The sequence below is a fragment of the Thiopseudomonas acetoxidans genome (genome assembly GCF_030362935.1).
GTDB classification, from domain to species: Bacteria; Pseudomonadota; Gammaproteobacteria; order Pseudomonadales; family Pseudomonadaceae; genus Thiopseudomonas; species Thiopseudomonas acetoxidans.
Genome location: NZ_JAUCDY010000001.1, coordinates 118,470 through 139,827 on the forward strand (window position 1 = coordinate 118,470; position 21,358 = coordinate 139,827).

Consider the following 21,358-nt stretch of genomic DNA (forward strand, 5'->3'; position numbering starts at 1 on the left):
AGAACAATGCACATTAAAGAAGCCCTGAACTGGATAGTGAATAATCTGGATTTAAGTACCGAGCAAATGCAATCGGTGATGCGCCAGATTATGACTGGCCAATGTACGGACGCTCAGATTGGGGCTTTCCTGATTGGACTGCGGATGAAAAGTGAAAGCATTGACGAGATCGTCGGTGCGGTGCAGGTATTGCGCGAGTTAGCTGAACCGGTCACCGTGAATGTGCCTTACTTGGTGGACACTTGCGGCACTGGCGGCGATGGCATGAATATCTTTAACGTCTCCACAGCAGCGGCCTTTGTGGTGGCGGCAGCAGGCGGTCATGTGGCTAAGCACGGTAATCGCGCGGTGTCTGGCAATAGCGGCAGTGCAGATTTACTGCAAACCGCCGGTGTCCATTTGGACTTAACCCCCGAACAGGTGGCGCGCTGCGTAGAAACCGTAGGCGTGGGCTTTATGTTTGCCCCCGCACATCACGGCGCGATGCGTCATGCCTTGGGGCCGCGCAAAGAACTGGGCTTGCGTACCCTGTTTAATATCCTCGGGCCGCTGACTAACCCAGCGCAGGTTAAAAACCAAGTGATAGGTGTGTTCAGTCGCCAACTGTGTCGCCCGCTAGCTGAGGTGCTACAACGACTAGGCAGCACCCATGTGATGGTGGTGCACGCACAGGATGGCATGGATGAGATCAGCCTAGGCGCACCGACCCATGTGGCAGAATTAAAAGACGGCGAAATCCGCGAGTACCGTATTCAGCCAGAAGACTTTGGCATTAACAGCCAGTCGCTGATTGGCTTGGAAGTCACGGACTCCGCCGCGTCTTATGCGTTGATTAAAGATGCTTTTCTCGCCCGTGAACTGCCTTACGCGCACAAAGCGGCAGAAATGATTGCCCTAAATGCGGGCGCGGCGATTTATGTCAGCGGCATAGCCACAAGCCTCGAAGAAGGTGTGCAGCGCGCCCACGACACTATATATACCGGGCTGGCTTTGGAAAAGCTGGTCGAGTTGGTATCCTTTACTTCAGTTTTTAAGCAGGAGTCTTGAGCATGAGCATGCCGACGGTATTAGAAAAAATAGTGCTGCGTAAGCAGGAAGAAGTGGCTCAGCGCAAAGCTATAGTGAGCTTGTCCGAGCTGGAAGCGCAGATTGCTGATGCAACTCCTGTACGCGGTTTTGCCCAAGCGCTGCAGCGTAAAGTGACGGCCAAACAAGCAGCAGTGATTGCGGAAATTAAAAAAGCTTCGCCGAGCCGTGGCGTGTTGCGTGAGAATTTCGTGCCTGCAGATATTGCCCACAGCTATGCGGCAGCGGGCGCTGCCTGCCTGTCGGTGCTGACGGATATTGATTTCTTTCAGGGTGCCGACCGTTACCTGCAAGAAGCACGTAACGCGTGCAACCTGCCGGTGATTCGCAAGGACTTTATGATTGACCCCTATCAGGTGTTGGAAGCGCGCGCGATTGAAGCGGACGCTATCTTGCTAATTGCCGCATGCTTATCAAATGCGCAGATGCAAGAGCTAGCGGCAGCGGCCAAAGAGCTCGACCTTGATGTTTTGGCTGAGGTGCATACTGCCGATGAGCTGGACCGTGTGTTAGAGGTATTAGATACAACTTTGGTAGGCATTAATAACCGCGACTTGCACACCTTTGAGGTGTCGTTGGCCACGACCTTGGATTTGCTACCGCGTATTCCTAAGGACCGTATTGTGATCACTGAAAGCGGTATCTTACAGCGCGCCGATGTGGAGCTAATGCAGATTAATAATGTGCATGGTTTTCTAGTGGGCGAAGCCTTTATGCGCGCACAGGATCCGGGTGCAGAGTTGAAACGGTTGTTTTTCGCTTAAGCTGGCGATGCAAGTGAGTCTTGGCTTAAGCCGCGACTCACTCATTAACAAAAAATCAGTACAGCGCTTGATAGAGCTTGCGGCGATAGTCTGTCACTAGCGGGTGCTCTGTACCCAGCAGATCAAAAACCTGCAGCAGAGTGCGGTGTGCAGCGCCTTCGTTAAAACTGCGATTGCGCGTAAAAATTAACAATAGTGCTTGTAGTGCAGGTTCGTACTGTTGGCGGGCCAGCTGTTGAATGGCCAATTGATACACAGCTTCGTCATCATTGGCATCTTGCGCAATGCGCGTTTTTAAATCGGCCATTTCTGGCATGTCTTCAGCCTGACGTAAAAAAGTAAGCTGTGCCTTGGCCGCCGCCAGTGCATGTTTGTGCTCATCGGTGTTGACGGCATTAAGTACCTGCTCAGCCTCTGCCAGTTCATTACGCTCAATTAAGCAGCGACCAAATAAAATTAGCGCTTGCGCGTTGCTGTTGTCCTCAGTCAGTAGGGCTTTTAGTAGCGCTTCGGCTTGTGCAAATTCGCCTTGATTAAAAAATTGCTGCGCCTGCTCTAACGATGAAAGACTGGGCGCTTCGGGTTCAGCCAAGTGTTTAGCGAGCATCTCTTTAATCTGTGACTCTGGTTGAGCTCCGGCAAAGCCATCCACAGGCTGACCGTCTTTAAACAGTACCACGGTAGGCAGGCTGCGTACGCCAAAGCGTGCCACTATTTCCTGTTCAATATCGCAATTGACCTTGGCCAGTAACAAGCCGCCGTTGTAATGGGTGGTGATTTTTTCCAGTAGCGGCATTAGTGCTTTACAAGGAGCACACCACTCCGCCCAGAAATCCACCAGAACAGGTGTGCTGAAAGATTTTTCGATAACCTGTTGGTCAAAGTTTTCTGCACCCACCGCATCAAAAATATAGGCTTCACTCATATTTTTATTTCCTATTTAGCGCGCCGCGCACTGTAGACACGAAAGCCATTACGCTCAGCTAATAGCTTACAGGGACCTAAGTGCGCCTCAATTAATGGCTGATATTTTAAAAAACTGTTGGCAACCAACCGCAACTCTCCACCCGGACGTAAATGTGCGGTTGCTTGTTGTATGAGCTGCTCGGTCGCTTGGTAGCTAGTATGCACGCCCTGATGAAAAGGCGGGTTGGTAATTATAGCGCTTAGCTCATGCGGCGCATCTTCAATGCCAGCGCCAAAAACAACCTCGGCCTCTAACTGGTTAGCCGCCAAACTAAGCTCGCTACTACGCACAGCAAACGCGTCTACATCGAATAAGGTTAGCTGTGCTTTTGGATAATGCTGTTTTAAATACGCACCAACCACGCCAGCACCACAGCCAAAATCCAGCCAATGCCCTACGGGTAAGCCTTCTAAGTGCTCTAGCAAAAGCGCTGTGCCTTTATCCAAACGCCCATGGCTAAACACGCCCGGCAAGCTGTGAATGGTTAAACCTGCACAGTTAAAGGTTTGCTGTCCGTCTTCTGGATTTGGCTGGGGCGGTGCTTGTTCAATGTGGCATTGCCAGAGCTGACAGTGACGTGCGCTATCAACTTTATAAGAATGACCTAGTTGTGCCAACTGCTTGGCTGCACCCTCGACACCACTGCGTTTTTCGCCGACTAGAAACAGCGTGCCACCGTTAATTTGACTGGCGAGCGCCTGCATTAAATAGGCGGCAAGCTCTCGTGATTTAGGTAAAAATAATACCGCCGAGGTGTACGCCAACTTGGGTGGCACGATACCCGTGTGCACGCGCTCGGGAAAATTACGCGCAAGCTGTTGGTAGTCATCCGCTAACCAAGACCACGCTTGAGCGTGCGGCAGCTGCGCCAGCAAAGCATCGGCAGGCGCACCTGCTAACAAAATAGAGCCATCAAATAATTCCGCTTGACGCAGTAACACTTGGCTTCTGGGATCCATAACAACCCACCACATAAAAAAGAGAGCATTTTAGCAGACTCGCCCGCATTGTTAGGCATTTCTGTTACAGCACCCCTTTTTACCTGTGGGAGCGCAACTTTTGCACGATGCGGACTGACCAGCAACGACTAAGCTTCATCCTGAAACTGTGGACCTGGCTCAACGTCCGCTATCGCCCAGAAGCTGGGCTCCCACAAAAGCAACGACGAGTTTTGGCAGATACCCTGTGGGAGTATGTGAGAGCCTGTGGGAGCGCATCTTATGCGCGATGCAGATTGACCAGCAACGACTTAGCTTAATCCTGAAACTGTGGACTGGGCTTACCGAACGCTATCGCCCAGAAGCTGGGCTCCTACAAATATCGTCCAAAAATGTGCTGCCTCAGATGGATGCATGGCGCACCGAGTTCCGTAAGTGCCAGACTCATGTCGTACGACACTGGTGAGAAAAAACCATACCAAGACAAACGGCGCTAAGGGTATTAGAATAAAGCGCATTATTTGAGCCTATTATGTGAATAGAGGCGTTTGGCATAGATGCAGGTACCCAGTATGACCCACAAGCAAGGCAACAATAGCGAAGAAACGATCACCCACTTTGGCTTTCAAAATGTCGCCGAAAGTGAGAAGGCCAGTAAGGTCGCAGAAGTATTTCACTCTGTCGCCGGTCGTTATGACTTGATGAACGATGTGTTATCCGGCGGTATGCACCGCTTGTGGAAGCGCTTTACCATTGAGCTTTCTGGTGTGCGCGCTGGAAATAAGGTGCTGGACATTGCCGGTGGCACGGGCGACTTAACGCGCAAGTTTTCGCGCTTGGTAGGTGCCGAAGGGCAAGTGGTGCTGGCGGATATTAACGACTCCATGCTTAAAGTAGGACGTAATCGTCTGTTAGATAAAGGCATCAGCGGCAATGTGCATTTTGTGCAGGCCAATGCTGAGTGCTTGCCGTTTCCGGATAACCATTTTGATGTGGTCACCATTGCCTTTGGCTTGCGTAACGTCACCCACAAAGACACCGCCATTGCCTCCATGCTGCGCGTGCTTAAGCCCGGTGGGCGTTTATTAGTGTTGGAGTTTTCTAAGCCGAAAAACCCCGTGCTATCCAAAATCTACGATACCTATTCGTTTAATTTCATGCCGCTAGCCGGTAAATTGATTACCAACGATGCGGACAGCTATCGCTACTTGGCTGAATCCATTCGCATGCATCCGGATCAGGAAACGCTTAAGGCGATGATGGAGGTCGCGGGCTTTGAGCGTGTGACCTACCACAATATGACCGGCGGTATTGTCGCCTTACACCGTGGTATCAAACCTTAATGATTAGCCAGTTTATCCTTGCCAGCATAGAAAATGGCTTGAATACGTTGCTGCAAACTGACCCTCCGACCTTGCGCCGATTGCAAGCGCTGGCAGGTCAGGTTATTGCGATACAGTCTAGCCAGCCCAGTTTCAGCCTTTACTTAATTTTGCATGCCGAAGGTGTACAGCTGGCGCAGTGTTGGGAAGCTCCGGCTAACTGCACGCTCAGCGCAACAGCTAGCCAGCTGGTAAACCTTGGCATCAGCCAAGCAAAAACTCGCATTCTGCATCAGGCAGGATTAAGTATTGAGGGTAACAGTGGCTTGTTGATGGAGTTTGCCCAGATTCTAGAAGACATGCAGCTGGATTGGCAGTACCTGCTGCATACTTGGCTCGGTCCTGTGGCTGCCAGTTTAATCAGTAGCCATATTATTCAGCGCGGTAGCTGGCTCAAGCAGAATGCAGGCAGTTTAAAGGCGAACCTTGCTGATTACTTGGCTGAGGAAACCCGCCTGCTGGTGGGGCAAAAGGAAGCTCAGGTACGCTTTAATGAGCTAGACCAGTTAAAGTTACAGCTTGATCGTCTTGAAGCGCGCACAGCTCTTATCTCTCAACGGATTTCGTCCACACTATGAAATTATTGGCCATTCGTCGTCTGCTCCGTATTCTTTGGGTCGTTATTCGCTACCGCTTAGATGATTTTTTGTTTGCCCTACCTTTGCCTTGGTTTATTGCCTTATTTAAGTGGTTGTTGCCATGGCGCTGGTTTCGTTTTAGCGCTAATCCACGTCAACGCGGTGAGGCCTTACGTTTGGCGATGGAAGACTTAGGGCCAGTATTTATTAAGTTTGGCCAGATTTTGTCCACACGTCGTGATTTATTACCACCCGATATGGCAGATGAACTGGCTAAACTGCAAGACAAGGTCCCGCCTTTTTCCAGCAAGCTGGCCCGCAAACTGATTGAGTCAGAACTAGGTGATAGCGTTGATAACCTGTTCCGTCAATTTAGCGCAGAGCCACTGGCGTCTGCCTCCATCGCGCAGGTGCATACGGCGCAGTTAAAAACGGGTGAGGATGTAGTAGTTAAGGTGATTCGCCCTAATTTGCGTCCTATTATTGCGCAGGATATTGCTTGGCTGTTCTGGCTGGCTAAAATGGCGGAGTCTGCGTCTGCAGAGGCGCGTCGCTTACGCCCAATGGAAGTAGTTAGTGATTATGAAAAAACCATCTATGACGAGCTGGACTTGCAACGTGAGGCAGCCAATGCCAGTCAGTTAAGACGCAACTTTGATGGCTCAGATATCCTTTACGTACCCAAAATATACTGGCCGTTGTGTCGACAGAAAGTGCTGGTGATGGAGCGCGTCTACGGTATTCCGGTGACTGATATAGACACGCTGGTGGATCAGGGTACAGATTTAAAAAAGCTTGCTGAGCGTGGTGTGGAGATTTTCTTTACTCAGGTGTTCCGCGACAGTTTTTTCCATGCGGATATGCATCCGGGAAATATTTTTGTCAGCACCCGCACGCCCTGGGACCCGCAGTTTATCGCGATTGATTTTGGCATTATCGGCACCCTTACCAAACAGGATCAGGATTACTTAGCCCGTAATCTTTTAGCTTTCTTTAAGCGTGATTACCACAAAGTGGCGCAGCTGCACATCGACTCAGGCTGGGTACCTAGCGATACCAAGGTCAATGAGCTGGAAGCTGCGATTCGCACGGTATGCGAGCCGATTTTTGAGCGACCTTTAAAGGATATTTCCTTTGGTCATCTGTTGCTGCGCCTGTTTCAAACCGCACGGCGTTTTAATATGGAAGTGCAGCCGCAGTTAGTTTTATTGCAGAAAACGCTACTCAACATTGAAGGATTAGGGCGACAACTGTATCCGGACTTGGATTTGTGGAGCACAGCGCAACCCTACTTAGAAGGCTGGATGCGCGAGCGGCATTCGCCTAAATACTTAATAAAACAAGCGCAGCAGCAAATTGAAAAGCTGCCGCACTTGGCGGAAATGATTCGTCAACGCATCGATGCCCCTGTGGTGGTTAAGCAGAAGCAACCTACAAGCAGCTTTAATGTTGTCGCGGCGCTGTTAGGTGCAGGATTGATTTTTTCAGCGGCGCATCTAGGTATACAGGCTGAGCTTGAAACATGGCCACAGTGGTTAATGCTGGCTGCTGGGTTGTATTTGGTCAGCCGAGGTCGAGGATAAATTATGTCAGAACAGTGGTTAGCTGAAATAAACTGGGATGAGCGGGGCTTAATACCAGTCATTGCACAGGATTATCAAACCGGACGCGTACTGATGGTGGCGTGGATGAATGCAGAATCCTTGCAGCTAAGTGTGCAGGAAGGACGCGCAATTTACTGGTCGCGCTCAAGAAAAAAACTTTGGCGCAAAGGTGAAGAGTCCGGGCATGTGCAGAAACTGCATGAAGTGCGCCTAGATTGTGATGCAGATGTTATTATTCTGCAGGTCGAACAGCTTGGCGGTATCGCCTGTCACACCGGAAGGCACAGTTGTTTTTATCGCGTTTTACAAAATGGTCAGTGGATTAGCGTAGATCCGGTTCTAAAAGATCCACATGAGATATATCAAGGCGGCAAAGCATGACAGCTCATACACTTGAACGCATAGCAGAGGTCTTAGAGGCACGCAAAAATGCTGCGCCGGAAAGCTCCTATGTAGCCAGTCTGTACCATAAGGGACTGAATAAAATACTGGAAAAAGTGGGTGAAGAAGCAGTAGAAACTATTTTGGCTGCTAAAGATGCACAATACAGCCAGGATATGACTGAGGTTATTTATGAAACTGCAGATCTTTGGTTTCATAGCATGCTGATGTTGTCTGCGCTTAATATACCTGCGCAGCAAGTGTTTGATGAGTTAGAGCGCCGTTTTGGTCTGTCCGGACACGCGGAAAAAGCAGCAAGAACAGAATCTTAATAAAAGAAAGAGGTACTAGCTATGGGTGGTATTAGTGTTTGGCAGTTATTAATTGTTTTGGCGATTGTAGTGCTGTTGTTCGGCACTAAGCGCTTGAGAAGCTTAGGCACGGATGTCGGTGGAGCGGTGAAAGGCTTTCGCAAGGCAATGGAAACTGAAGAAGAAAAGCCTAGCGTAAATCACGAAGCAACAGGACAGACTTACGAGTCGAAAGTCCATGAAGCTGAAGAAGATAAATCAACCAAATCCTAAGTAGACTCTATGTTTGATATTGGTTTTGCTGAGCTTTTATTAGTGGGTTTGGTAGCGCTATTGGTCTTGGGACCAGAGCGTCTACCCACTGCTGCGCGCATGGCTGGTTTATGGATCGGCAGGCTCAAGCGTGGCTTTACCAATATTAGAGAAGAGGTCGAGCGTGAAATTGGTGCCGATGAGATTCGTCGCCAACTACATAATGAAGATATCTTGGCTAAAGAGCGCAAGGTGATTGGGGAAACTATTGAACAGACTAAGCAAAGTATCCTTGATGGCAGTAAAGCCATGGAAGATACGGTGGCCTCAGTAAAAAACGCTACACAATTGCAGTCGTCGTTAGCCCAAGAGCACTCCCAATCTGTAGAGCAGAGTAAAGATGAGTCAAAACACTGATACTGGAAGTATGCCGCTTGTTGCGCATCTAACAGAGTTGCGCAATCGAGTTTTACGCTGTGTTGCTGCGGTATTGCTTGTCTTTTTGTGTCTGTTTTATTTCGCGCAAGAAATTTACGCGCTGGTGTCCGCCCCTTTAAGAGCCTATCTGCCAGAAGGCGCTACCATGATCGCTACGGGCGTAGCTTCTCCTTTCTTTACGCCTTTTAAGCTCACTATGGTGGTCTCTGTCTTTGTGACAATTCCCTATATTCTGCATCAGGTTTGGGGCTTTATTGCACCTGGGTTGTATCAGCGTGAAAAGCGTATCGCTGTGCCTTTGTTGGTGTCGAGCATCTTTTTATATTATGCCGGAATGGCCTTTGCGTACTTTGTCGTCTTCCCGATCATGTTTGGCTTTTTTGCCAGCGTGACTCCTGCGGGCGTGGCCATGATGACCGATATTGGTCAGTACCTTGATTTTGTCTTAACGATTTTCTTTGCCTTTGGTGTCGCTTTTGAAATACCCGTAGCAACGTTCTTGCTGATTTGGGTGGGCGTGGTTGAAGTAGCTACGCTGAAAAAAAGCCGCCCTTATGTGGTGGTGGGCTGCTTTGTGGTGGGCATGGTATTGACTCCACCTGATATTTTTTCGCAGACGTTACTCGCCTTACCTATGTGGTTTTTGTTTGAGGTTGGTTTGATTTTTGGTGGCTTGGCAATTAAAGACCGTGCTAAAGCAGAAGCTGCTGAGGCAGATGAAGGTTTAGATGAATCTAATCCTGTTTGAACCGCAGGACTTTGTTGCTGAGCAGCAAGCGGTTATCCAGGGGCGACGCCTGCAACATCTCTTACAGACCCACAATGCTGAACCCGGTCAGCAATTTCGTGCTGGCGTACTCAACAGCATGGTGGGACAGGCTGAGCTGCTGAACATCAGTAGCGATCAAGCGCTGTTTCACCTGTCGCTAGATTCAATCCCTCCAGAAAAACTCCCTATTACACTGATACTGGCTTTACCGCGACCGAAAATGCTGCGCCGTATTTTACAAACTGTTGCAAGCATGGGTGTTGCTAGGCTGATTTTGGTCAATAGCTTTCGGGTTGAGAAAAGCTTTTGGCAAACGCCTTTTTTACAGCCCGAGGCCGTACATGAGCAGCTTGTTCTCGGCTTGGAGCAAGCTAAAGACACCGTATTGCCTGAGGTTATGCTAGAAAAACGCTTCAAGCCTTTCGTGGAAGATAGACTTGCCGCGTTAAGTCAGAACAGCGTCAAACTGGTTGCCCACCCGGGCAACTATGCGGCTTGTCCGCGCGCTTTAACTGAACCGGTAACCTTGGCGATTGGGCCAGAAGGCGGCTGGATTGAGTATGAAGTCGATAAGCTACAGCAAGCAGGTTTTACACCTGTGCAGCTGGGCGAGCGAATTCTAAGGGTTGAGGTAGCGGTGACGGCGTTGTTGGCTAGGCTGTTTTAATGACGCTTTAGTTACTTTCCACCCGTTCTGGAAAAACCTGGCTCCAGCGGGTAAACCCACCATCCATGCTATACACTTCACTGAAATCTTGACTGTGCAGATAAGCCGCTGCGCTTTGACTGGCATGACCGTGGTAGCAAACCACAATGGTCGGTGCATCGAAGTCAGCTCGTTGTATAAAGCTGGCTACTGAGTGGTTATCCAGATGGATTGAGTTAGGAATGTGTCCTTGACTGAAGCTGTTTTCGTCGCGTACATCGACAATAATCGCCCCTTGTTCCAGTAGTTTGGCGGTGTCTTCAACACTGATGTAGCTAAAACTCTGCATGATGTTATTTAAATTCCTGTTGATTGGTTGACGCGTCTAGTCAGTAAAATACTCAGCAGTTGGTACATTTATAGCGATGAAATTGCTGCGTATGTAAATCATAGAGGGTCATCTTTCCGCCCCAGACACAACCGGTATCTAGGGCAATGGCATTGGCTTCTGTGCTACGACCTTTTAAAGCGGCCCAGTGACCAAAAATAACTCTGTGCTGCGCCAGAACCTTGCTGGGGTGGCTAAACCAAGGAGCAAAGCCAGTGGGTGCCTTTTTAGGACCCTGTTTGTTGCTGAAGTTGAGCATGCCATCAGCGTTACAAAAGCGCATGCGGGTAAAATAGTTGGTAATGAGGCGTAAGCGTGGCAAACCTTCTAGCTCGTCCGCCCACTGAGCAGGCTCATCGCCATACATATGGAGTAAAAAATCACTGGCTGTCTGTTTGTCGCGCAATACGTGCTCAACTTCATGTGCGTAGGATAGCGCTTGCTGCAACGTCCATTGCGGTGGAATACCTGCATGGACTAAACAGCTGTTGAGTTCGGCATCGTAGTGCAGCAGTTTTTGCTGTCTTAACCAGTCCAGCAGTATCGGGCCATCTTCTGCTTCAATGATTTGAGCGATGGTGTCTTTGCGCTTTAGAAATTGAGGGTGATAAGCCGCTGCTAATAAGTGTAAGTCATGGTTGCCCAGCACGACAGTTAATGCATGGCGTATGGAATATAGAAACCTAAGGGTGGTTAAAGAGTCTGGTCCGCGATTAACCAGGTCGCCAACGAGCCAGAGCTTATCCTGCTCGGAATCAAACTGCACACGTTGCAATAGGGCCTGCAAAGGCGTGAAACAGCCTTGCAAATCACCTACGGCATAGACCGTCATCAGTGCAAAACTCCCGGGCGCGCCAAGGTAAATGCAGCGATAGGGGCTTCGAATTTTTGCCCATCAAGGGTTTGCATGCCAAAGCTTCCGTACATGCTGCCTACTTCTGTATTGAGCAATGTGCCGCTGCTGTAGCGATACTCTGTTTGTGGTTCGATGGTGGGCTGTTCGCCGACCACGCCATCACCACGCACTTCTTGGGTTTTCCCTTGACCGTCAGTAATTATCCAATGGCGGGTTAGCAGTTGCACGGGGATGTCGCTTTGGTTATGGACCACTATGTCATAAGCAAAGACAAAGCGGTTTTCTTCAGGCTGGGATTGTTCGGCCAGAAAGCGGGTGGTGACGCTTACGTCAACTTTAGGTGGTACGATACTCATTGATAATCAAGCCTTGTTTAATAAAGCCAACTGATCGGCAAGGCGCACAAAGGCGGCTAGATCTAATTGTTCGGGACGTTTAGTGCTGTCTACATCGGCAGCGATAATGGCGGACTCGGGTAGTAGGTTTTTTAAGGTGTTGCGAATGGTTTTACGACGTTGGTTAAAGGCCTCGCGTACAACACGCTGCAGCGCTTGATAGTCTTGCGCTGGATGTGGCAGCTCCCTGTGTGGTGTGAGACGGACGATAGCGGAGTCTACTTTGGGCGCGGGGGTAAAAGCGCCGGGTCCAACGTTGAATAAATGCTCCACCTGACAGTGGTACTGCACCATAAGCGATAAGCGCCCCCAATCGCCATTGCCATGCGTGGCACACATGCGTTTTACGACTTCCTTTTGCAGCATAAAGTGCATGTCGCGCAGTAGGTGTGCGTGACTCAGCAGGTGGAATATGAGTGGAGTGGAAATGTTGTAGGGCAGGTTGCCTACCACTCTGAGGCTGGCTGGGGTGGTGGTTAAATTGGTAAAGTCGAATTTTAATGCGTCGCCTTCATGCAGGCGAAAGTTGTCTTTTAAGCCAAAGCGCAGCTTAAGCATGGGGAGTAAGTCTTTATCCAGTTCAATGACATCAAGCTCTGCACCGCTGCTGACTAAGCTCTCGGTGAGTGCGCCTTGGCCGGGGCCAATTTCAACAAGATGTTCGCTGGCTTGTGGGTGAATTGCGCGTATAATTCGATCGATAACGGCGGTGTCGTGTAGAAAGTTCTGCCCGAAACGTTTACGTGCTTTATGCAGATATAATTCAGCCATGCCAAGCTCCAAAAAAGTAGTGCTCTAGTTTAACAAAAATTGCTCGTACCGGTTAGACGCATTGCAGTTGAACAGAGAAAAATATGGCTTGTTGCTTGCTGTGAAGCTGACTTTCTGCTATAAAGTCCGACTCTTTACGGGGTGCTCTGAATTGATTAAAAATATTTGGATCGGCCGTACTAAGATTGGCTATAAATTAGTCGTTTTAGCTGTATGGGAAACTGAGGTTTCCAATATTTAACCGTTTAACTAAGTTTCAACAGCCAACCCATGCCGGGTTGTGCATGTGGTTTCTAGAGGGCTGAGGCATGTCAAAAGTTTGTCAAGTAACCGGTAAGGGTCCGGTTACGGGAAATAAAGTTTCCCACGCCATGAACAAAACCCGCCGTCGTTTTTTGCCAAACTTGCAGTACCATCGTTTCTGGGTTGAGTCCGAGAAGCGTTTTGTACGTTTGCGCGTAACTGCTAAAGGCATGCGCATAATCGACAAGCGCGGCATTGATACAGTATTGACTGAGCTGCGTGCGCGCGGCGTTAAAGTATAGGGAGTTTTCTGATGCGTGATTTAATTCGTTTAGTGTCTAGCGCTGGTACAGGTCACTTCTATACTACTGACAAAAACAAGCGTACGACTCCGGAAAAGCTTGAGATCAAAAAATTTGATCCAGTTATCCGTAAGCACGTGATTTACAAGGAAGGCAAAATCAAGTAATTGATTGGTCTACCCAAAAAAGCCCGCCTCTGTGCGGGCTTTTTTGTATCTGTAATTGGCATTTTGTAAGCGCTGTAGTACAAAGGGGTTTAAGGGAGCGCTTTATCAGGGAAGGATAATGTCTAAGAAGGCTTATGTTCGACTGCAGATGGTGCAGTGGTTGATGCGCAGGAGTGTGCATCGGCTAAAGGTTAAGTTACGGCGGCTTTGGCTGAGCAAGACCTGTCTATTGTGCGGTGTGGCGGTAATTGACGAGCAGCCAATTTGTGAGCCTTGCAAGTTGGATTTGCCTTGGTTGCAGCATGGTTGCCAGTTTTGCGCTTTGCCTATTCCTGCTGGCGAGCGCAGTTGTCATCAATGCCAGCAACAATTACAACCTTTTCGTCAGGCTGCGGCTGCTTGGTCTTATGGTTTTCCTGTTAGCACGTTAATCAGTCGTTTTAAATATAACAGTCAATGGCCTTATGGTCGGTTGCTGGCGCAAATGTTAGCTGAGTATCTTGAGTTTGAGTATCAAGAGGGTAGGTTGATTAAAGCGGATTATTTGCTTGCTGTGCCTTTGGCGAATAAACGGCAACGCCAGCGTGGTTATAATCAGGCGCAGATGATTGCTCAGTGGCTGAGCAGGGATTTGCATATTCCTTTGCTGTATAAAACCGCGCAACGAATCCGTTATACCAGTATCCAGCAGGGTTTAACGGCCAGTCAGCGTCATCGCAATATGCGTAATGCATTTCGTATTGTTCAGCCTGAACAGGTTGTTGGGCGTCACATTGCTATAGTGGATGATGTGCTTACTACGGGCGCTACCTGTGCGGCTTTGACGCGTAGTTTGTTGGCGGCGGGTGCAAGTAGGGTGGATGTGTATTGTTTGGCGCGTACGGGCTTTGCTGCTGGGTAGTGTTTTTTTTGTTTGGTGTGTGGGCGTTAGCTGTGGTGTGATTTTGTGGTATTTTTTGTTTATGCTGATGTTGTGCGGTCGCGTTCGCCGGTGCACATTACGTAAAGACGCCGCGAGTACGTCCCTGTAGGCTCTCTGCCGCCATCCGTGGCGGCAGAAGCTTTACTCCATGTTCACCGGCGAACGCTGGGTTTAGCTGTGGTGTGATTTTGTGGTATTTGTTTTATTAAGGCTGGTCCAGGGTTGTTGGTTTGGGGTGATATAGCTGGTAGTTGTGCAGTAAAGCATTTGTCGCCATGGATGGCGACAATGAGCTTACAGGGATGTACTTGCAGCGTCTTTACGGAACAACTGCCAGCTATATAAAGCAGCAGCTAAGTAATGGTAAAGCAAAAAAGCAAGTGTGAACCCGTTTAATCCCAGGCAAACAGTTGTTTTGCATTGTGGGTGGTGTGTTGGGCTAATTGTGTGGCTGGAATGTCGAATAATGGCGCTAATTCAGTGCAGATCTGCGGCAGGTTTGTGGGGCTGTTGCGTTGTCCAGCAGCAAAAGCGGGTGCCATATCAGGGCTGTCGGTTTCTAACACAATACTGGCTAAAGGCAGGCGCGGTAGCATTGTGCGTAGTTTGTGCGCGTTAGGCCAGGTGTAAGCACCGCCAATGCCGAGTAGAAAGCCTAGCTTGATATATTCCAGTGCCTGTTCATAACTGCCGCTAAACGCATGAACGATGCCAGCACGAGGTAGAGCATGCTGCTTAAGTAGTTGGATGACTTCGGCGTGGGCTTTACGAACGTGCAAAATAACAGGTAAGGAAAATTCTTTAGCCAGCTTTAATTGCTCAGTGAAATAAAATAGCTGCTGCTGGCGGTCAAGCTCAGGCAGGTAATAGTCCAGTCCTATCTCGCCAATCGCGCAGAGCCGAGGATGCTGTTGATGATTGCTCAGTTGCTGGCGCAGTTGTTGTAAATCATCAGGTAGGTGTTCGTTTAAAAAGTAGGGGTGTAAACCAAAACTGCCAAAGAGCTGTGGTTGTTCCGTATTTTCGACTAGCTGCCATAGTCTAGCCCAGTGGTCCCGCGTCACAGCGGCTAAGATGAGCTTGGTGACACCCAGTTGGTGACAGGCGGTGAGTACCTGAGTGCGGTCTGAGTCGAACTGGGGGAAGTCTAAGTGGCAGTGACTATCAATGAGTTGCATAGAATTAACCCTGACATAGCCAGTGCAGATAACGACCTAGTGGGCCGAGAGTGGGGTGGCGGCGGTAGTTTAGTTCGGTAGTAATGAGTTCTTCGTCGGTGATTTTTTGCCGAATTTCGGGGCGCATATAATCATGGAATACGCGAATACCGCTGCACGCTTTGATGTGCCAGCCTTGGTTGTTGAGTTGATGGGCTAACAACTGCTGGTCAATAGGCTGTTGTGGCGTTAGTCCACCGGCATCACCGGCATACTGTTGTTTTTTTAGCTTACGCAAATTGCCTTTTACTAGATTTTGAAAAATCAGTGCATCTTTGTTGTAAAAGGCTAAAGATAACCAGCCATTTGGTTTCAGCAATGGGCGCATGGCTGCTGTTAATGCGTAGGGCTCGGCAAGCCATTCGAGCACAGCGTGACAGAGGATTAGGTCGAAGGGTTGCTGCTGTTGTTGGCAGATGTGTTGCCAGTCGGCATGGATAAATTCAGCGGTGCAGTTCGCGTTAGCAAAGTTTAGTTTGGCTTGTTCAAGCATGGCGATGGAAGGCTCGGCAAGGACAAGCTGATGGCCTTGTTGAGCCAGCCAAAGGGAAATGTGTCCCAAACCCGCGCCTATATCTAAAATCCGCAGCGGCGTGCGCTGGGGCAGCACTTCAGTTAGGTCGGTTTGTAATACCGCTAGGCGAATAGCGCCTTTATTACCGCCGTATATTTTTTCGGCGAAGCGTAAAGCCAAGTCATCAAAATGGTGGTCATGCATAGTTTTCAACGTATTTTAAAGCCCTATGCGCCACCAAGGACGTTTGGGCGTGGGTTTGTCTTTTAATGGGCATTCGTGGCGCTTGCCGTAGTCGTCTAGTTGGCATGGGCGAATACGGCGGCGCTCGGCAAGAGTGGTTTGCCGTAGATGAATGACGATGCTGTCGGAGTGTGCGATTGAGTCGCCAGCGGCATTTAAAATATGGACTGCTAGGCTATGCGTGCCGCGGTCAATATCTGTTGCCTGCCATGTGGTGCTTTGACTGCTGTCGCCAAACGCTGCGCCGTCTAACCAGAGTTGGTATGAGTGTTCTGGTAAAAGAGGCGGGCTGCTAGAAACGGTGATACTGAAACTGCGTTCATTGGCTAGAAAGGTGCTGTCATGTGTGGGGTTGATGATCTGCAATTGGCTATAAATTTGCGGGCGTTCAGTTTTTTGTTCGTTGGTCGCCTTGTTGAGTTTGTTGACCGGCTTAACTGGAGTGGCAGGCAGGCTGTTAACCGGCTTTAGTTTTAGCGATGTAGTAGGCTGTTGTTGTGTGGGCAGGGTGTCGGTATAGACGCGCTGCCCGTTTTCGTCGGTGTAGCTATATATGGGGCCAGCAAACACCGGTTGGCCGATTAGCAGGGCAGGAAGAAAAAAACTTAGTAATAATCGAGCGAACACAGTTAGGGAGTCCTGCGTCGGCTAGGGGCGTTAATATGAGTGCGTTGAACGTTGATTATTTGTGCAGCAGTTTGTTGCACAACTGTATCGCCCGATAAAACCTGCACCGCAATGCTGTGCTCACCACGATCTAAATTTTGTGCCATCAGCGACAGGCTGTTGCTTGGGCTGCCATGGGCTTGCCCGTCAACGATTAACTGTAGGCGATGCTGTGCGCGCAGCTGTGGCTCAATAATCACATTGACTATAAAGCTGCCATTATTTGCGCGAATTGCTTCGGCATTGGGTAGTAGGAGGTTAAGTTGGCGGTAGGCTTGTGCTTCATCATCAGCGTCTGTTTCTTCAGGCGTAGGCTTTTGTGTTTTGGCGGTGCTAGGTGTTGGAGCAGGTAAGCTGTTAATTACTGGTAGCTGGATACGCTCAGCATCAATCTGCTCGGGCGGGTTGTCGGTATAAACAGTATTGCCATGAGCGTCAACGTATCGGTAAACCTGCGCCAGCGCTTGGTTAGTAATCAGGCAGCAGGTGAGAGCAAGTATTGATAAACGCATCATAATCTCCTTAAAAGGGTACGCAGCAAAATCAGTTTAATGCTGTGAAAATACTAGAAACTGATTACGTACTTTGCTTTGGGCTGGCTCTGTATTTTATCCGATAGCTAACAAAGCAATGTTAACACAGGCACGTTTAGGGTTTTATTCTTTGTGTGGCAACTGATTGACCGTAGTTGGCGCGCTGGTATGATTTATCCTTTGTGATGCTTTGGCGCAAGCCTTACACTATGCGCTTTGCTTGCCCCGTTTTGGAGAACCAGATGTTAAAGTCGCTCGAATTGATAGAACAGCACAAAGTGAAATGGATTGATCTGCGTTTTACCGATATCCGCGGCCAACAACACCATCTAACTATGCCAGCACGCGATGCCGATGAAGATTTCTTTGAGGAGGGGAAGATGTTTGATGGCTCTTCAATGCCAGGTTGGAAGGGTATTGAAGCCTCGGACATGATCCTGCTGCCTGACGACAGTACCGCGGTACTGGACCCTTTTACTGAAGAAAAAACCCTGATTTTGGTTTGTGATGTCATCGAACCTTCAACCATGCAAGGCTATGATCGTGACCCGCGTGCTATTGCGCAGCGCGCCGAGGATTACCTTAAGTCGACAGGCATAGGCGACACGGTTTTTATTGGTCCTGAGCCGGAGTTTTTTATCTTTGATCGGGTGCAGTACAAATCCGATATGTCCGGTGCGATGTTTAAAATTCATTCTGCTCAAGCTGCATGGAGCAGTGATGAGCAATTTGAGCGTGGCAACCGAGGACATCATATTGCTGTGCGCGGTGGTTATATGCCCACAGCGCCTAATGACCAAGACCATGAAATTCGCACGGCTATGTGCAATGCTTTGGAAGAAATGGGGCAGCAGGTTGAGGTGCACCACCATGAAGTGGCAACTGCTGGACAAAATGAAATCGGTGTTAAATTTAATACCTTGGTCGCCAAAGCCGATGAGGTGCAAACCCTAAAGTATGTGGTGCGTAATGTGGCTGATGCTTATGGCCGTACTGCTACGTTTATGCCCAAACCGCTGCACGGTGATAATGGTTCAGGTATGCATGTGCACTTGTCTATTATCGCAGAAGGCAAAAATGTGTTTGCTGGTGAAGGCTATTCTGGGCTTTCGGATCAGGCACTGTATTTTATTGGCGGTATTATTAAACACGCCAAAGCGTTGAATGCTTTAACCAACCCATCGACCAACTCGTACAAACGCTTGGTGCCGGGTTTTGAAGCGCCAGTCATGCTGGCTTATTCAGCACGCAACCGCTCAGCATCTATCCGTATCCCCTACGTGACCAGCCCCAAAGCGCGCCGTATTGAAGCACGCTTCCCCGATCCTTCGGCGAACCCCTATCTGGCGTTTGCCGCGCTGCTAATGGCCGGTTTGGACGGCATTCAAAACCGTATTCATCCGGGCGATGCGGCAGATAAAAATCTTTACGATCTACCCCCTGAAGAGTCCAAGCATATTCCGCAGGTGTGCGGCAGTTTAAGTGAGGCCATGGCAGCGCTGGATGACGACCGTGATTTCTTACTGCGTGGCGGAGTATTCAGCAATGACTTTATTGATGCCTACCTTGAACTTAAAGCGGCAGAGGATTTGCGCGTACGCACTTTTGTCCATCCGCTTGAATACGAGCTTTATTACAGCTGTTAAACAGAGCCAGAAAAACCACTAACCAGAATTAAAAAAGCCCCGACTAAGGGGCTTTATTTGTTGTGGTGAAACAATTTTTTGTTTGGTGGGCCTAGCTGGACTCGAACCAGCGACCAAGGGATTATGAGTTTGTTGCTGAAACACTATACCTAGCAAAATCAAGCGTATAGTAGCGTAATCCAAATAAGTACAAAGTACTTATGCATCAGTAGGTTAGCGTATTTTTGAATAGTTAACCAAAACTGATGCATGTACTACTACTGTACTGCTGGTGATAACAAATTTCGGTACAGCACTCCGTCTAGTAATGAAGAAAATCTGATACAGACGAGTTTAATCGGAAGTGCTACACTGTACTATACATGTAACACATAGAGGTGATGCCATGAGTGATGCTACTTTTACTTTCCGTGTTGATGAAGGCTTGAAGGCTGAGTTTGCTAATGCCGCCAAAGCCCATGATCGTACCGGAGCTCAGCTTCTTCGCGACTTCATGCGCAGTTATGTAGCCCAGCAGGAGGAAACGCGGCAATATGATGCTTGGCTAGCGAAAAAGGTCGAGCAATCCCAAGCCTCTGCCGAGGCGGGCAACCTGATTTCCGCTTCTGATGCCGAGGCTCGCTTTGCCGCCCGCCGCGCAGCGACACGCGCCCGTATGGCTGCCTCTGAATGATGGAGCTGCTATGGACGCCTGAAGCTGTTAGAGAACGTGAAAGTATTTACGACTACATCGAAGAAGACAACCCGCTTGCTGCGCTAGCTCTTGATGATCTGATAGCAGAAAAAACAGCTGTGCTCCAAGACTTCCCGAAAATGGGACGGTCTGGGAGAGTCGCGGGCACCTTTGAGCTGGTCGTTCATAGCAGCTATATGGTCGTGTATGAAACTGTGGAAAGGCAGGTGCGAATATTGAATGTCGTGCATACGACGCGGCAGTGGCCGCCGCTTGAAGGTTGAACACCAAAAAAGAACAAAACATGCCCGCTCTCACAGCGTGCTTTTATTGAAGCAGGAGTTTTTAATGCCCAAGCTTGAGTTCAAGGGTAAGCAGTTTGTCTATTCTCATCATCTTGGGGTGCCGTTTCGTGAGTTGCAGGTGGTGCCTGAAAAGTCGCTCCCAGCGGCAGGAAAAAGCCGTCGCTAGATGATAACCTGATCATTCATGGTGACAACTTGGAAGCGCTTAAGGCGTTGTTGCCAACTCATGCGGGCAGGTGGGCTGTATCTTTATCGACCCGCCGTATAGCACTGGCGAAGAAGGCTGGTGTCACAACGATAACGTGCGCTCCCCCCTAAGAAGGAGTGGCTGAAAAAGTCGGCAAATCCTGTAGATAAGGACGACCTAGAGCGGCATGAATTATTAGATTTAAACATATTTGAAAGCGTTGAGCAGGCTCAAGAACTTGCGACACAATGGCTTTGGACGTATAGCAACGAACACCCTCATACTGCCATAGGAGGGGTGCCACCAAGGCGACCAAGGCGGTTATTACCGACGGCTTAAATTCTACAAATAAGAGCTGTGGAAAATGGGGGGATTACAGAGGTTTTGAATGACGGACATCGCCAGCTGCTGACGAGGGCCGTTTAGTGGGAGAAACTTCAGTGAGGTAGCGCATCAGGGCTGCCTCGACAGTGATACGTTCTGACGCAGCTCTTTGGATATAGACACCACGTACCATCTTATCATCGGTACGGCATGCTCAATCTTCGGCATCACGTTTAGTTCTGAAAGTTTTGGCTGTGGTAGGCCATCCGGTTTTTCGAATGACGGCTTTCCAAGTGCCTGAAGGAGTCTTAACATTGTGGCCATCGGGCCACTCCTGAGCAGTGCTCATGTACTGCCACTGTACCGAAACGCTAAATAAGAGAAAATGGTGGGCCCAGCTGGACTCGAACCAGCGACCAACGGATTATGAGTCCGTTGCTCTAACCAACTGAGCTATAGGCCCTTTTGCAGCGCATAAGTATACTCAGCCTTGGCTAAGACGCAAGATAATTCAGCCTAGACTTATGTAATGAGTGCGATGGGTATCGCGGTTTAATGTTTATTGCCTGAAATAACATCATCCAGATTTTGCTGGCGTTGATTGAGTAGAACTCTGGCGCGTTCGGCATCCTGCAGGGTCTGCTTAACGCGGCTAAGATAATCAAGCGGGGTTTGGCTGTCGGGTTGCTGTTGCTTGTTCAATTCGGTCTTTTGAGCGGGTGCTGTTACGCTTTGGATGATGTTAGCGTTGGGATTGGTTTTTAGACGCTGTGCGGCTACGCCTTTGGGTGCTTTATCCGCTATGTGCCAGTTGCCTTGCGCGTCTTGCCACTTGTAGTAGTAAACGGTTTTTTGTACAGGCATGCTGGGTAGCTTGCTTTTACTGCCCG

The 21,358-nt window shown here is 49.2% G+C and carries 30 protein-coding genes, 1 tRNA gene and 1 pseudogene; 19 read left to right on the forward strand and 13 right to left on the reverse strand.

The features are described 5' to 3' along the window. Nucleotides 1-6 precede the first annotated feature (6 nt). Together trpD and trpC are read left to right on the forward strand one after the other, a co-directional pair. Complete coding sequence (gene trpD / locus QEZ41_RS00570) at nt 7-1,047, forward strand: anthranilate phosphoribosyltransferase (RefSeq protein WP_289409359.1); 1,041 nt, start codon at nt 7-9, stop codon at nt 1,045-1,047. A gap of 2 nt (nt 1,048-1,049) precedes the next feature. Beyond that, the gene (trpC, locus tag QEZ41_RS00575; RefSeq protein WP_289409360.1) at nt 1,050-1,850 is read left to right on the forward strand and encodes an indole-3-glycerol phosphate synthase TrpC; all 801 of its coding nucleotides are present in this window, start codon (nt 1,050-1,052) and stop codon (nt 1,848-1,850) included. A 55-nt stretch (nt 1,851-1,905) separates the two neighbouring features. Here the strand turns inward: trpC and trxA are convergent, their stop codons facing one another. Continuing rightward, nucleotides 1,906-2,775 carry a thioredoxin gene (trxA, locus tag QEZ41_RS00580; protein ID WP_289409362.1) on the reverse strand — a complete coding sequence of 290 codons (870 nt, stop codon included), beginning with the start codon at nt 2,773-2,775 and terminating at the stop codon, nt 1,906-1,908. Between the two features lie 11 nt (nt 2,776-2,786). Then, nucleotides 2,787-3,776: a methyltransferase gene (locus QEZ41_RS00585; protein WP_289409364.1), complete on the reverse strand. Its 990-nt coding sequence runs from the start codon at nt 3,774-3,776 to the stop codon at nt 2,787-2,789. Between the two features lie 551 nt (nt 3,777-4,327). Here QEZ41_RS00585 and ubiE point away from each other — a divergent pair. Genes ubiE through QEZ41_RS00630 form a run of 9 tightly spaced genes read left to right on the forward strand, consistent with a single transcriptional unit; the run spans nt 4,328 to nt 10,137 of the window. Continuing rightward, entirely contained in the window at nt 4,328-5,098 is a 771-nt protein-coding gene (gene ubiE, locus QEZ41_RS00590; RefSeq protein ID WP_289409365.1) for a bifunctional demethylmenaquinone methyltransferase/2-methoxy-6-polyprenyl-1,4-benzoquinol methylase UbiE, read from the forward strand. After that, the gene (locus tag QEZ41_RS00595; protein ID WP_289409367.1) at nt 5,098-5,715 is read left to right on the forward strand and encodes a ubiquinone biosynthesis accessory factor UbiJ; all 618 of its coding nucleotides are present in this window, start codon (nt 5,098-5,100) and stop codon (nt 5,713-5,715) included. Before ubiE ends, QEZ41_RS00595 begins: the two co-directional genes overlap by 1 nt. After that, the gene (ubiB, locus tag QEZ41_RS00600) at nt 5,712-7,298 is read left to right on the forward strand and encodes a ubiquinone biosynthesis regulatory protein kinase UbiB (protein ID WP_289409368.1); all 1,587 of its coding nucleotides are present in this window, start codon (nt 5,712-5,714) and stop codon (nt 7,296-7,298) included. Before QEZ41_RS00595 ends, ubiB begins: the two co-directional genes overlap by 4 nt. A gap of 3 nt (nt 7,299-7,301) precedes the next feature. After that, nucleotides 7,302-7,700: a phosphoribosyl-AMP cyclohydrolase gene (gene hisI / locus QEZ41_RS00605; RefSeq protein ID WP_289409370.1), complete on the forward strand. Its 399-nt coding sequence runs from the start codon at nt 7,302-7,304 to the stop codon at nt 7,698-7,700. After that, nucleotides 7,697-8,032 carry a phosphoribosyl-ATP diphosphatase gene (locus QEZ41_RS00610; protein ID WP_289409372.1) on the forward strand — a complete coding sequence of 112 codons (336 nt, stop codon included), beginning with the start codon at nt 7,697-7,699 and terminating at the stop codon, nt 8,030-8,032. The genes hisI and QEZ41_RS00610 overlap by 4 nt, the downstream gene beginning before the upstream one ends. A 21-nt stretch (nt 8,033-8,053) precedes the next feature. Beyond that, complete coding sequence (gene tatA, locus QEZ41_RS00615; protein WP_289409373.1) at nt 8,054-8,284, forward strand: Sec-independent protein translocase subunit TatA; 231 nt, start codon at nt 8,054-8,056, stop codon at nt 8,282-8,284. Nucleotides 8,285-8,293: 9 nt separating this feature from the next. Beyond that, the gene (gene tatB, locus QEZ41_RS00620; protein ID WP_289409375.1) at nt 8,294-8,680 is read left to right on the forward strand and encodes a Sec-independent protein translocase protein TatB; all 387 of its coding nucleotides are present in this window, start codon (nt 8,294-8,296) and stop codon (nt 8,678-8,680) included. After that, nucleotides 8,664-9,449: a twin-arginine translocase subunit TatC gene (tatC, locus tag QEZ41_RS00625; protein WP_289409377.1), complete on the forward strand. Its 786-nt coding sequence runs from the start codon at nt 8,664-8,666 to the stop codon at nt 9,447-9,449. Before tatB ends, tatC begins: the two co-directional genes overlap by 17 nt. Continuing rightward, nucleotides 9,430-10,137, forward strand: a complete 708-nt coding sequence (locus QEZ41_RS00630; protein WP_289409378.1) for a 16S rRNA (uracil(1498)-N(3))-methyltransferase — start codon at nt 9,430-9,432, stop codon at nt 10,135-10,137. The genes tatC and QEZ41_RS00630 overlap by 20 nt, the downstream gene beginning before the upstream one ends. A 7-nt stretch (nt 10,138-10,144) precedes the next feature. Here the strand turns inward: QEZ41_RS00630 and glpE are convergent, their stop codons facing one another. The 4 genes from glpE to rsmA are packed head-to-tail and all read right to left on the reverse strand — an operon-like array spanning nt 10,145 to nt 12,526. Next, nucleotides 10,145-10,465, reverse strand: a complete 321-nt coding sequence (gene glpE / locus QEZ41_RS00635) for a thiosulfate sulfurtransferase GlpE (protein ID WP_289409379.1) — start codon at nt 10,463-10,465, stop codon at nt 10,145-10,147. Between the two features lie 52 nt (nt 10,466-10,517). Continuing rightward, a complete protein-coding gene (locus QEZ41_RS00640) occupies nt 10,518-11,336 on the reverse strand; it encodes a symmetrical bis(5'-nucleosyl)-tetraphosphatase (RefSeq protein ID WP_289409381.1) in 819 nt (272 codons plus the stop codon). Then, nucleotides 11,336-11,716, reverse strand: coding sequence for a Co2+/Mg2+ efflux protein ApaG (apaG, locus tag QEZ41_RS00645; protein ID WP_289409383.1), 381 nt, complete (start codon nt 11,714-11,716; stop codon nt 11,336-11,338). Before apaG ends, QEZ41_RS00640 begins: the two co-directional genes overlap by 1 nt. A gap of 6 nt (nt 11,717-11,722) precedes the next feature. After that, complete coding sequence (gene rsmA, locus QEZ41_RS00650) at nt 11,723-12,526, reverse strand: 16S rRNA (adenine(1518)-N(6)/adenine(1519)-N(6))-dimethyltransferase RsmA (protein ID WP_289409385.1); 804 nt, start codon at nt 12,524-12,526, stop codon at nt 11,723-11,725. 308 nt (nt 12,527-12,834) lie between these two features. Here rsmA and rpmB point away from each other — a divergent pair, with 308 nt between their 5' ends. The 3 genes from rpmB (at nt 12,835) to QEZ41_RS00665 (ending at nt 14,139) form a co-directional block, all read left to right on the forward strand. Then, complete coding sequence (gene rpmB, locus QEZ41_RS00655) at nt 12,835-13,071, forward strand: 50S ribosomal protein L28 (protein ID WP_289409386.1); 237 nt, start codon at nt 12,835-12,837, stop codon at nt 13,069-13,071. An 11-nt stretch (nt 13,072-13,082) separates the two neighbouring features. Next, nucleotides 13,083-13,238, forward strand: a complete 156-nt coding sequence (rpmG, locus tag QEZ41_RS00660) for a 50S ribosomal protein L33 (protein WP_289409387.1) — start codon at nt 13,083-13,085, stop codon at nt 13,236-13,238. Nucleotides 13,239-13,401: 163 nt separating this feature from the next. After that, on the forward strand, nt 13,402-14,139 hold the full coding sequence (locus tag QEZ41_RS00665; RefSeq protein WP_434556774.1) for a double zinc ribbon domain-containing protein: 738 nt from the start codon (nt 13,402-13,404) through the stop codon (nt 14,137-14,139). A 413-nt stretch (nt 14,140-14,552) separates the two neighbouring features. Here the strand turns inward: QEZ41_RS00665 and QEZ41_RS00670 are convergent, their stop codons facing one another. From QEZ41_RS00670 to QEZ41_RS00685, 4 genes are read right to left on the reverse strand one after another with little or no spacing between them, the layout of a single operon-like run. After that, a complete protein-coding gene (locus QEZ41_RS00670) occupies nt 14,553-15,338 on the reverse strand; it encodes a TatD family hydrolase (protein ID WP_289409390.1) in 786 nt (261 codons plus the stop codon). A 4-nt stretch (nt 15,339-15,342) separates the two neighbouring features. Beyond that, complete coding sequence (locus tag QEZ41_RS00675) at nt 15,343-16,095, reverse strand: methyltransferase domain-containing protein (protein WP_289409393.1); 753 nt, start codon at nt 16,093-16,095, stop codon at nt 15,343-15,345. 15 nt (nt 16,096-16,110) lie between these two features. Next, nucleotides 16,111-16,761: a DUF4124 domain-containing protein gene (locus tag QEZ41_RS00680; RefSeq protein WP_289409395.1), complete on the reverse strand. Its 651-nt coding sequence runs from the start codon at nt 16,759-16,761 to the stop codon at nt 16,111-16,113. Nucleotides 16,762-16,763: 2 nt separating this feature from the next. After that, nucleotides 16,764-17,312 carry a DUF4124 domain-containing protein gene (locus tag QEZ41_RS00685; RefSeq protein WP_289409397.1) on the reverse strand — a complete coding sequence of 183 codons (549 nt, stop codon included), beginning with the start codon at nt 17,310-17,312 and terminating at the stop codon, nt 16,764-16,766. Between the two features lie 263 nt (nt 17,313-17,575). On the opposite strand from QEZ41_RS00685, the gene glnA reads away from it, so the two are divergent. The 5 genes from glnA to QEZ41_RS00710 all read left to right on the forward strand — a co-directional run bounded on the left by glnA (nt 17,576) and on the right by QEZ41_RS00710 (nt 20,483). Beyond that, a complete protein-coding gene (gene glnA / locus QEZ41_RS00690) occupies nt 17,576-18,979 on the forward strand; it encodes a type I glutamate--ammonia ligase (protein ID WP_289409399.1) in 1,404 nt (467 codons plus the stop codon). 385 nt (nt 18,980-19,364) lie between these two features. Then, a complete protein-coding gene (locus QEZ41_RS00695; protein ID WP_289409400.1) occupies nt 19,365-19,652 on the forward strand; it encodes a CopG family ribbon-helix-helix protein in 288 nt (95 codons plus the stop codon). Beyond that, entirely contained in the window at nt 19,649-19,936 is a 288-nt protein-coding gene (locus QEZ41_RS00700) for a type II toxin-antitoxin system RelE/ParE family toxin (protein ID WP_289409401.1), read from the forward strand. Before QEZ41_RS00695 ends, QEZ41_RS00700 begins: the two co-directional genes overlap by 4 nt. Continuing rightward, entirely contained in the window at nt 19,926-20,123 is a 198-nt protein-coding gene (locus tag QEZ41_RS00705; protein WP_289409402.1) for a hypothetical protein, read from the forward strand. The genes QEZ41_RS00700 and QEZ41_RS00705 overlap by 11 nt, the downstream gene beginning before the upstream one ends. 228 nt (nt 20,124-20,351) lie before the next feature. After that, complete coding sequence (locus QEZ41_RS00710) at nt 20,352-20,483, forward strand: integrase core domain-containing protein (protein WP_434556775.1); 132 nt, start codon at nt 20,352-20,354, stop codon at nt 20,481-20,483. Between the two features lie 37 nt (nt 20,484-20,520). Here the strand turns inward: QEZ41_RS00710 and QEZ41_RS00715 are convergent. The 3 genes and pseudogenes from QEZ41_RS00715 to QEZ41_RS00725 all read right to left on the reverse strand — a co-directional run. Beyond that, nucleotides 20,521-20,817: pseudogene (locus tag QEZ41_RS00715) on the reverse strand (hypothetical protein); the annotation flags it as partial. A gap of 37 nt (nt 20,818-20,854) precedes the next feature. Beyond that, nucleotides 20,855-20,931, reverse strand: a tRNA-Ile gene (locus QEZ41_RS00720). An 89-nt stretch (nt 20,932-21,020) separates the two neighbouring features. Further along, nucleotides 21,021-21,332, reverse strand: coding sequence for a DUF4124 domain-containing protein (locus QEZ41_RS00725; RefSeq protein WP_289409403.1), 312 nt, complete (start codon nt 21,330-21,332; stop codon nt 21,021-21,023). Nucleotides 21,333-21,358: the final 26 nt, after the last annotated feature.

Excerpts from the sequence above, each read along its gene's own strand:
- rpmB (WP_289409386.1), top strand. The coding sequence starts at position 12,835 with ATGTCAAAAGTTTGTCAAGTAACCGGTAAGGGTCCGGTTACGGGAAAT.
- QEZ41_RS00725 (WP_289409403.1), bottom strand. The coding sequence starts at position 21,332 with ATGCCTGTACAAAAAACCGTTTACTACTACAAGTGGCAAGACGCGCAA.
- QEZ41_RS00670 (WP_289409390.1), bottom strand. The coding sequence starts at position 15,338 with ATGCAACTCATTGATAGTCACTGCCACTTAGACTTCCCCCAGTTCGAC.
- glpE (WP_289409379.1), bottom strand. The coding sequence starts at position 10,465 with ATGCAGAGTTTTAGCTACATCAGTGTTGAAGACACCGCCAAACTACTG.
- QEZ41_RS00640 (WP_289409381.1), bottom strand. The coding sequence starts at position 11,336 with ATGACGGTCTATGCCGTAGGTGATTTGCAAGGCTGTTTCACGCCTTTG.
- QEZ41_RS00595 (WP_289409367.1), top strand. The coding sequence starts at position 5,098 with ATGATTAGCCAGTTTATCCTTGCCAGCATAGAAAATGGCTTGAATACG.
- tatC (WP_289409377.1), top strand. The coding sequence starts at position 8,664 with ATGAGTCAAAACACTGATACTGGAAGTATGCCGCTTGTTGCGCATCTA.
- glnA (WP_289409399.1), top strand. The coding sequence starts at position 17,576 with ATGTTAAAGTCGCTCGAATTGATAGAACAGCACAAAGTGAAATGGATT.
- ubiE (WP_289409365.1), top strand. The coding sequence starts at position 4,328 with ATGACCCACAAGCAAGGCAACAATAGCGAAGAAACGATCACCCACTTT.
- tatB (WP_289409375.1), top strand. The coding sequence starts at position 8,294 with ATGTTTGATATTGGTTTTGCTGAGCTTTTATTAGTGGGTTTGGTAGCG.
- trpD (WP_289409359.1), top strand. The coding sequence starts at position 7 with ATGCACATTAAAGAAGCCCTGAACTGGATAGTGAATAATCTGGATTTA.
- rsmA (WP_289409385.1), bottom strand. The coding sequence starts at position 12,526 with ATGGCTGAATTATATCTGCATAAAGCACGTAAACGTTTCGGGCAGAAC.
- apaG (WP_289409383.1), bottom strand. The coding sequence starts at position 11,716 with ATGAGTATCGTACCACCTAAAGTTGACGTAAGCGTCACCACCCGCTTT.
- rpmG (WP_289409387.1), top strand. The coding sequence starts at position 13,083 with ATGCGTGATTTAATTCGTTTAGTGTCTAGCGCTGGTACAGGTCACTTC.
- hisI (WP_289409370.1), top strand. The coding sequence starts at position 7,302 with ATGTCAGAACAGTGGTTAGCTGAAATAAACTGGGATGAGCGGGGCTTA.
- QEZ41_RS00695 (WP_289409400.1), top strand. The coding sequence starts at position 19,365 with ATGAGTGATGCTACTTTTACTTTCCGTGTTGATGAAGGCTTGAAGGCT.
- trxA (WP_289409362.1), bottom strand. The coding sequence starts at position 2,775 with ATGAGTGAAGCCTATATTTTTGATGCGGTGGGTGCAGAAAACTTTGAC.
- QEZ41_RS00685 (WP_289409397.1), bottom strand. The coding sequence starts at position 17,312 with ATGCGTTTATCAATACTTGCTCTCACCTGCTGCCTGATTACTAACCAA.
- QEZ41_RS00630 (WP_289409378.1), top strand. The coding sequence starts at position 9,430 with ATGAATCTAATCCTGTTTGAACCGCAGGACTTTGTTGCTGAGCAGCAA.
- trpC (WP_289409360.1), top strand. The coding sequence starts at position 1,050 with ATGAGCATGCCGACGGTATTAGAAAAAATAGTGCTGCGTAAGCAGGAA.
- ubiB (WP_289409368.1), top strand. The coding sequence starts at position 5,712 with ATGAAATTATTGGCCATTCGTCGTCTGCTCCGTATTCTTTGGGTCGTT.
- QEZ41_RS00585 (WP_289409364.1), bottom strand. The coding sequence starts at position 3,776 with ATGGATCCCAGAAGCCAAGTGTTACTGCGTCAAGCGGAATTATTTGAT.
- QEZ41_RS00665 (WP_434556774.1), top strand. The coding sequence starts at position 13,402 with ATGCGCAGGAGTGTGCATCGGCTAAAGGTTAAGTTACGGCGGCTTTGG.
- QEZ41_RS00610 (WP_289409372.1), top strand. The coding sequence starts at position 7,697 with ATGACAGCTCATACACTTGAACGCATAGCAGAGGTCTTAGAGGCACGC.
- QEZ41_RS00700 (WP_289409401.1), top strand. The coding sequence starts at position 19,649 with ATGATGGAGCTGCTATGGACGCCTGAAGCTGTTAGAGAACGTGAAAGT.
- tatA (WP_289409373.1), top strand. The coding sequence starts at position 8,054 with ATGGGTGGTATTAGTGTTTGGCAGTTATTAATTGTTTTGGCGATTGTA.
- QEZ41_RS00675 (WP_289409393.1), bottom strand. The coding sequence starts at position 16,095 with ATGCATGACCACCATTTTGATGACTTGGCTTTACGCTTCGCCGAAAAA.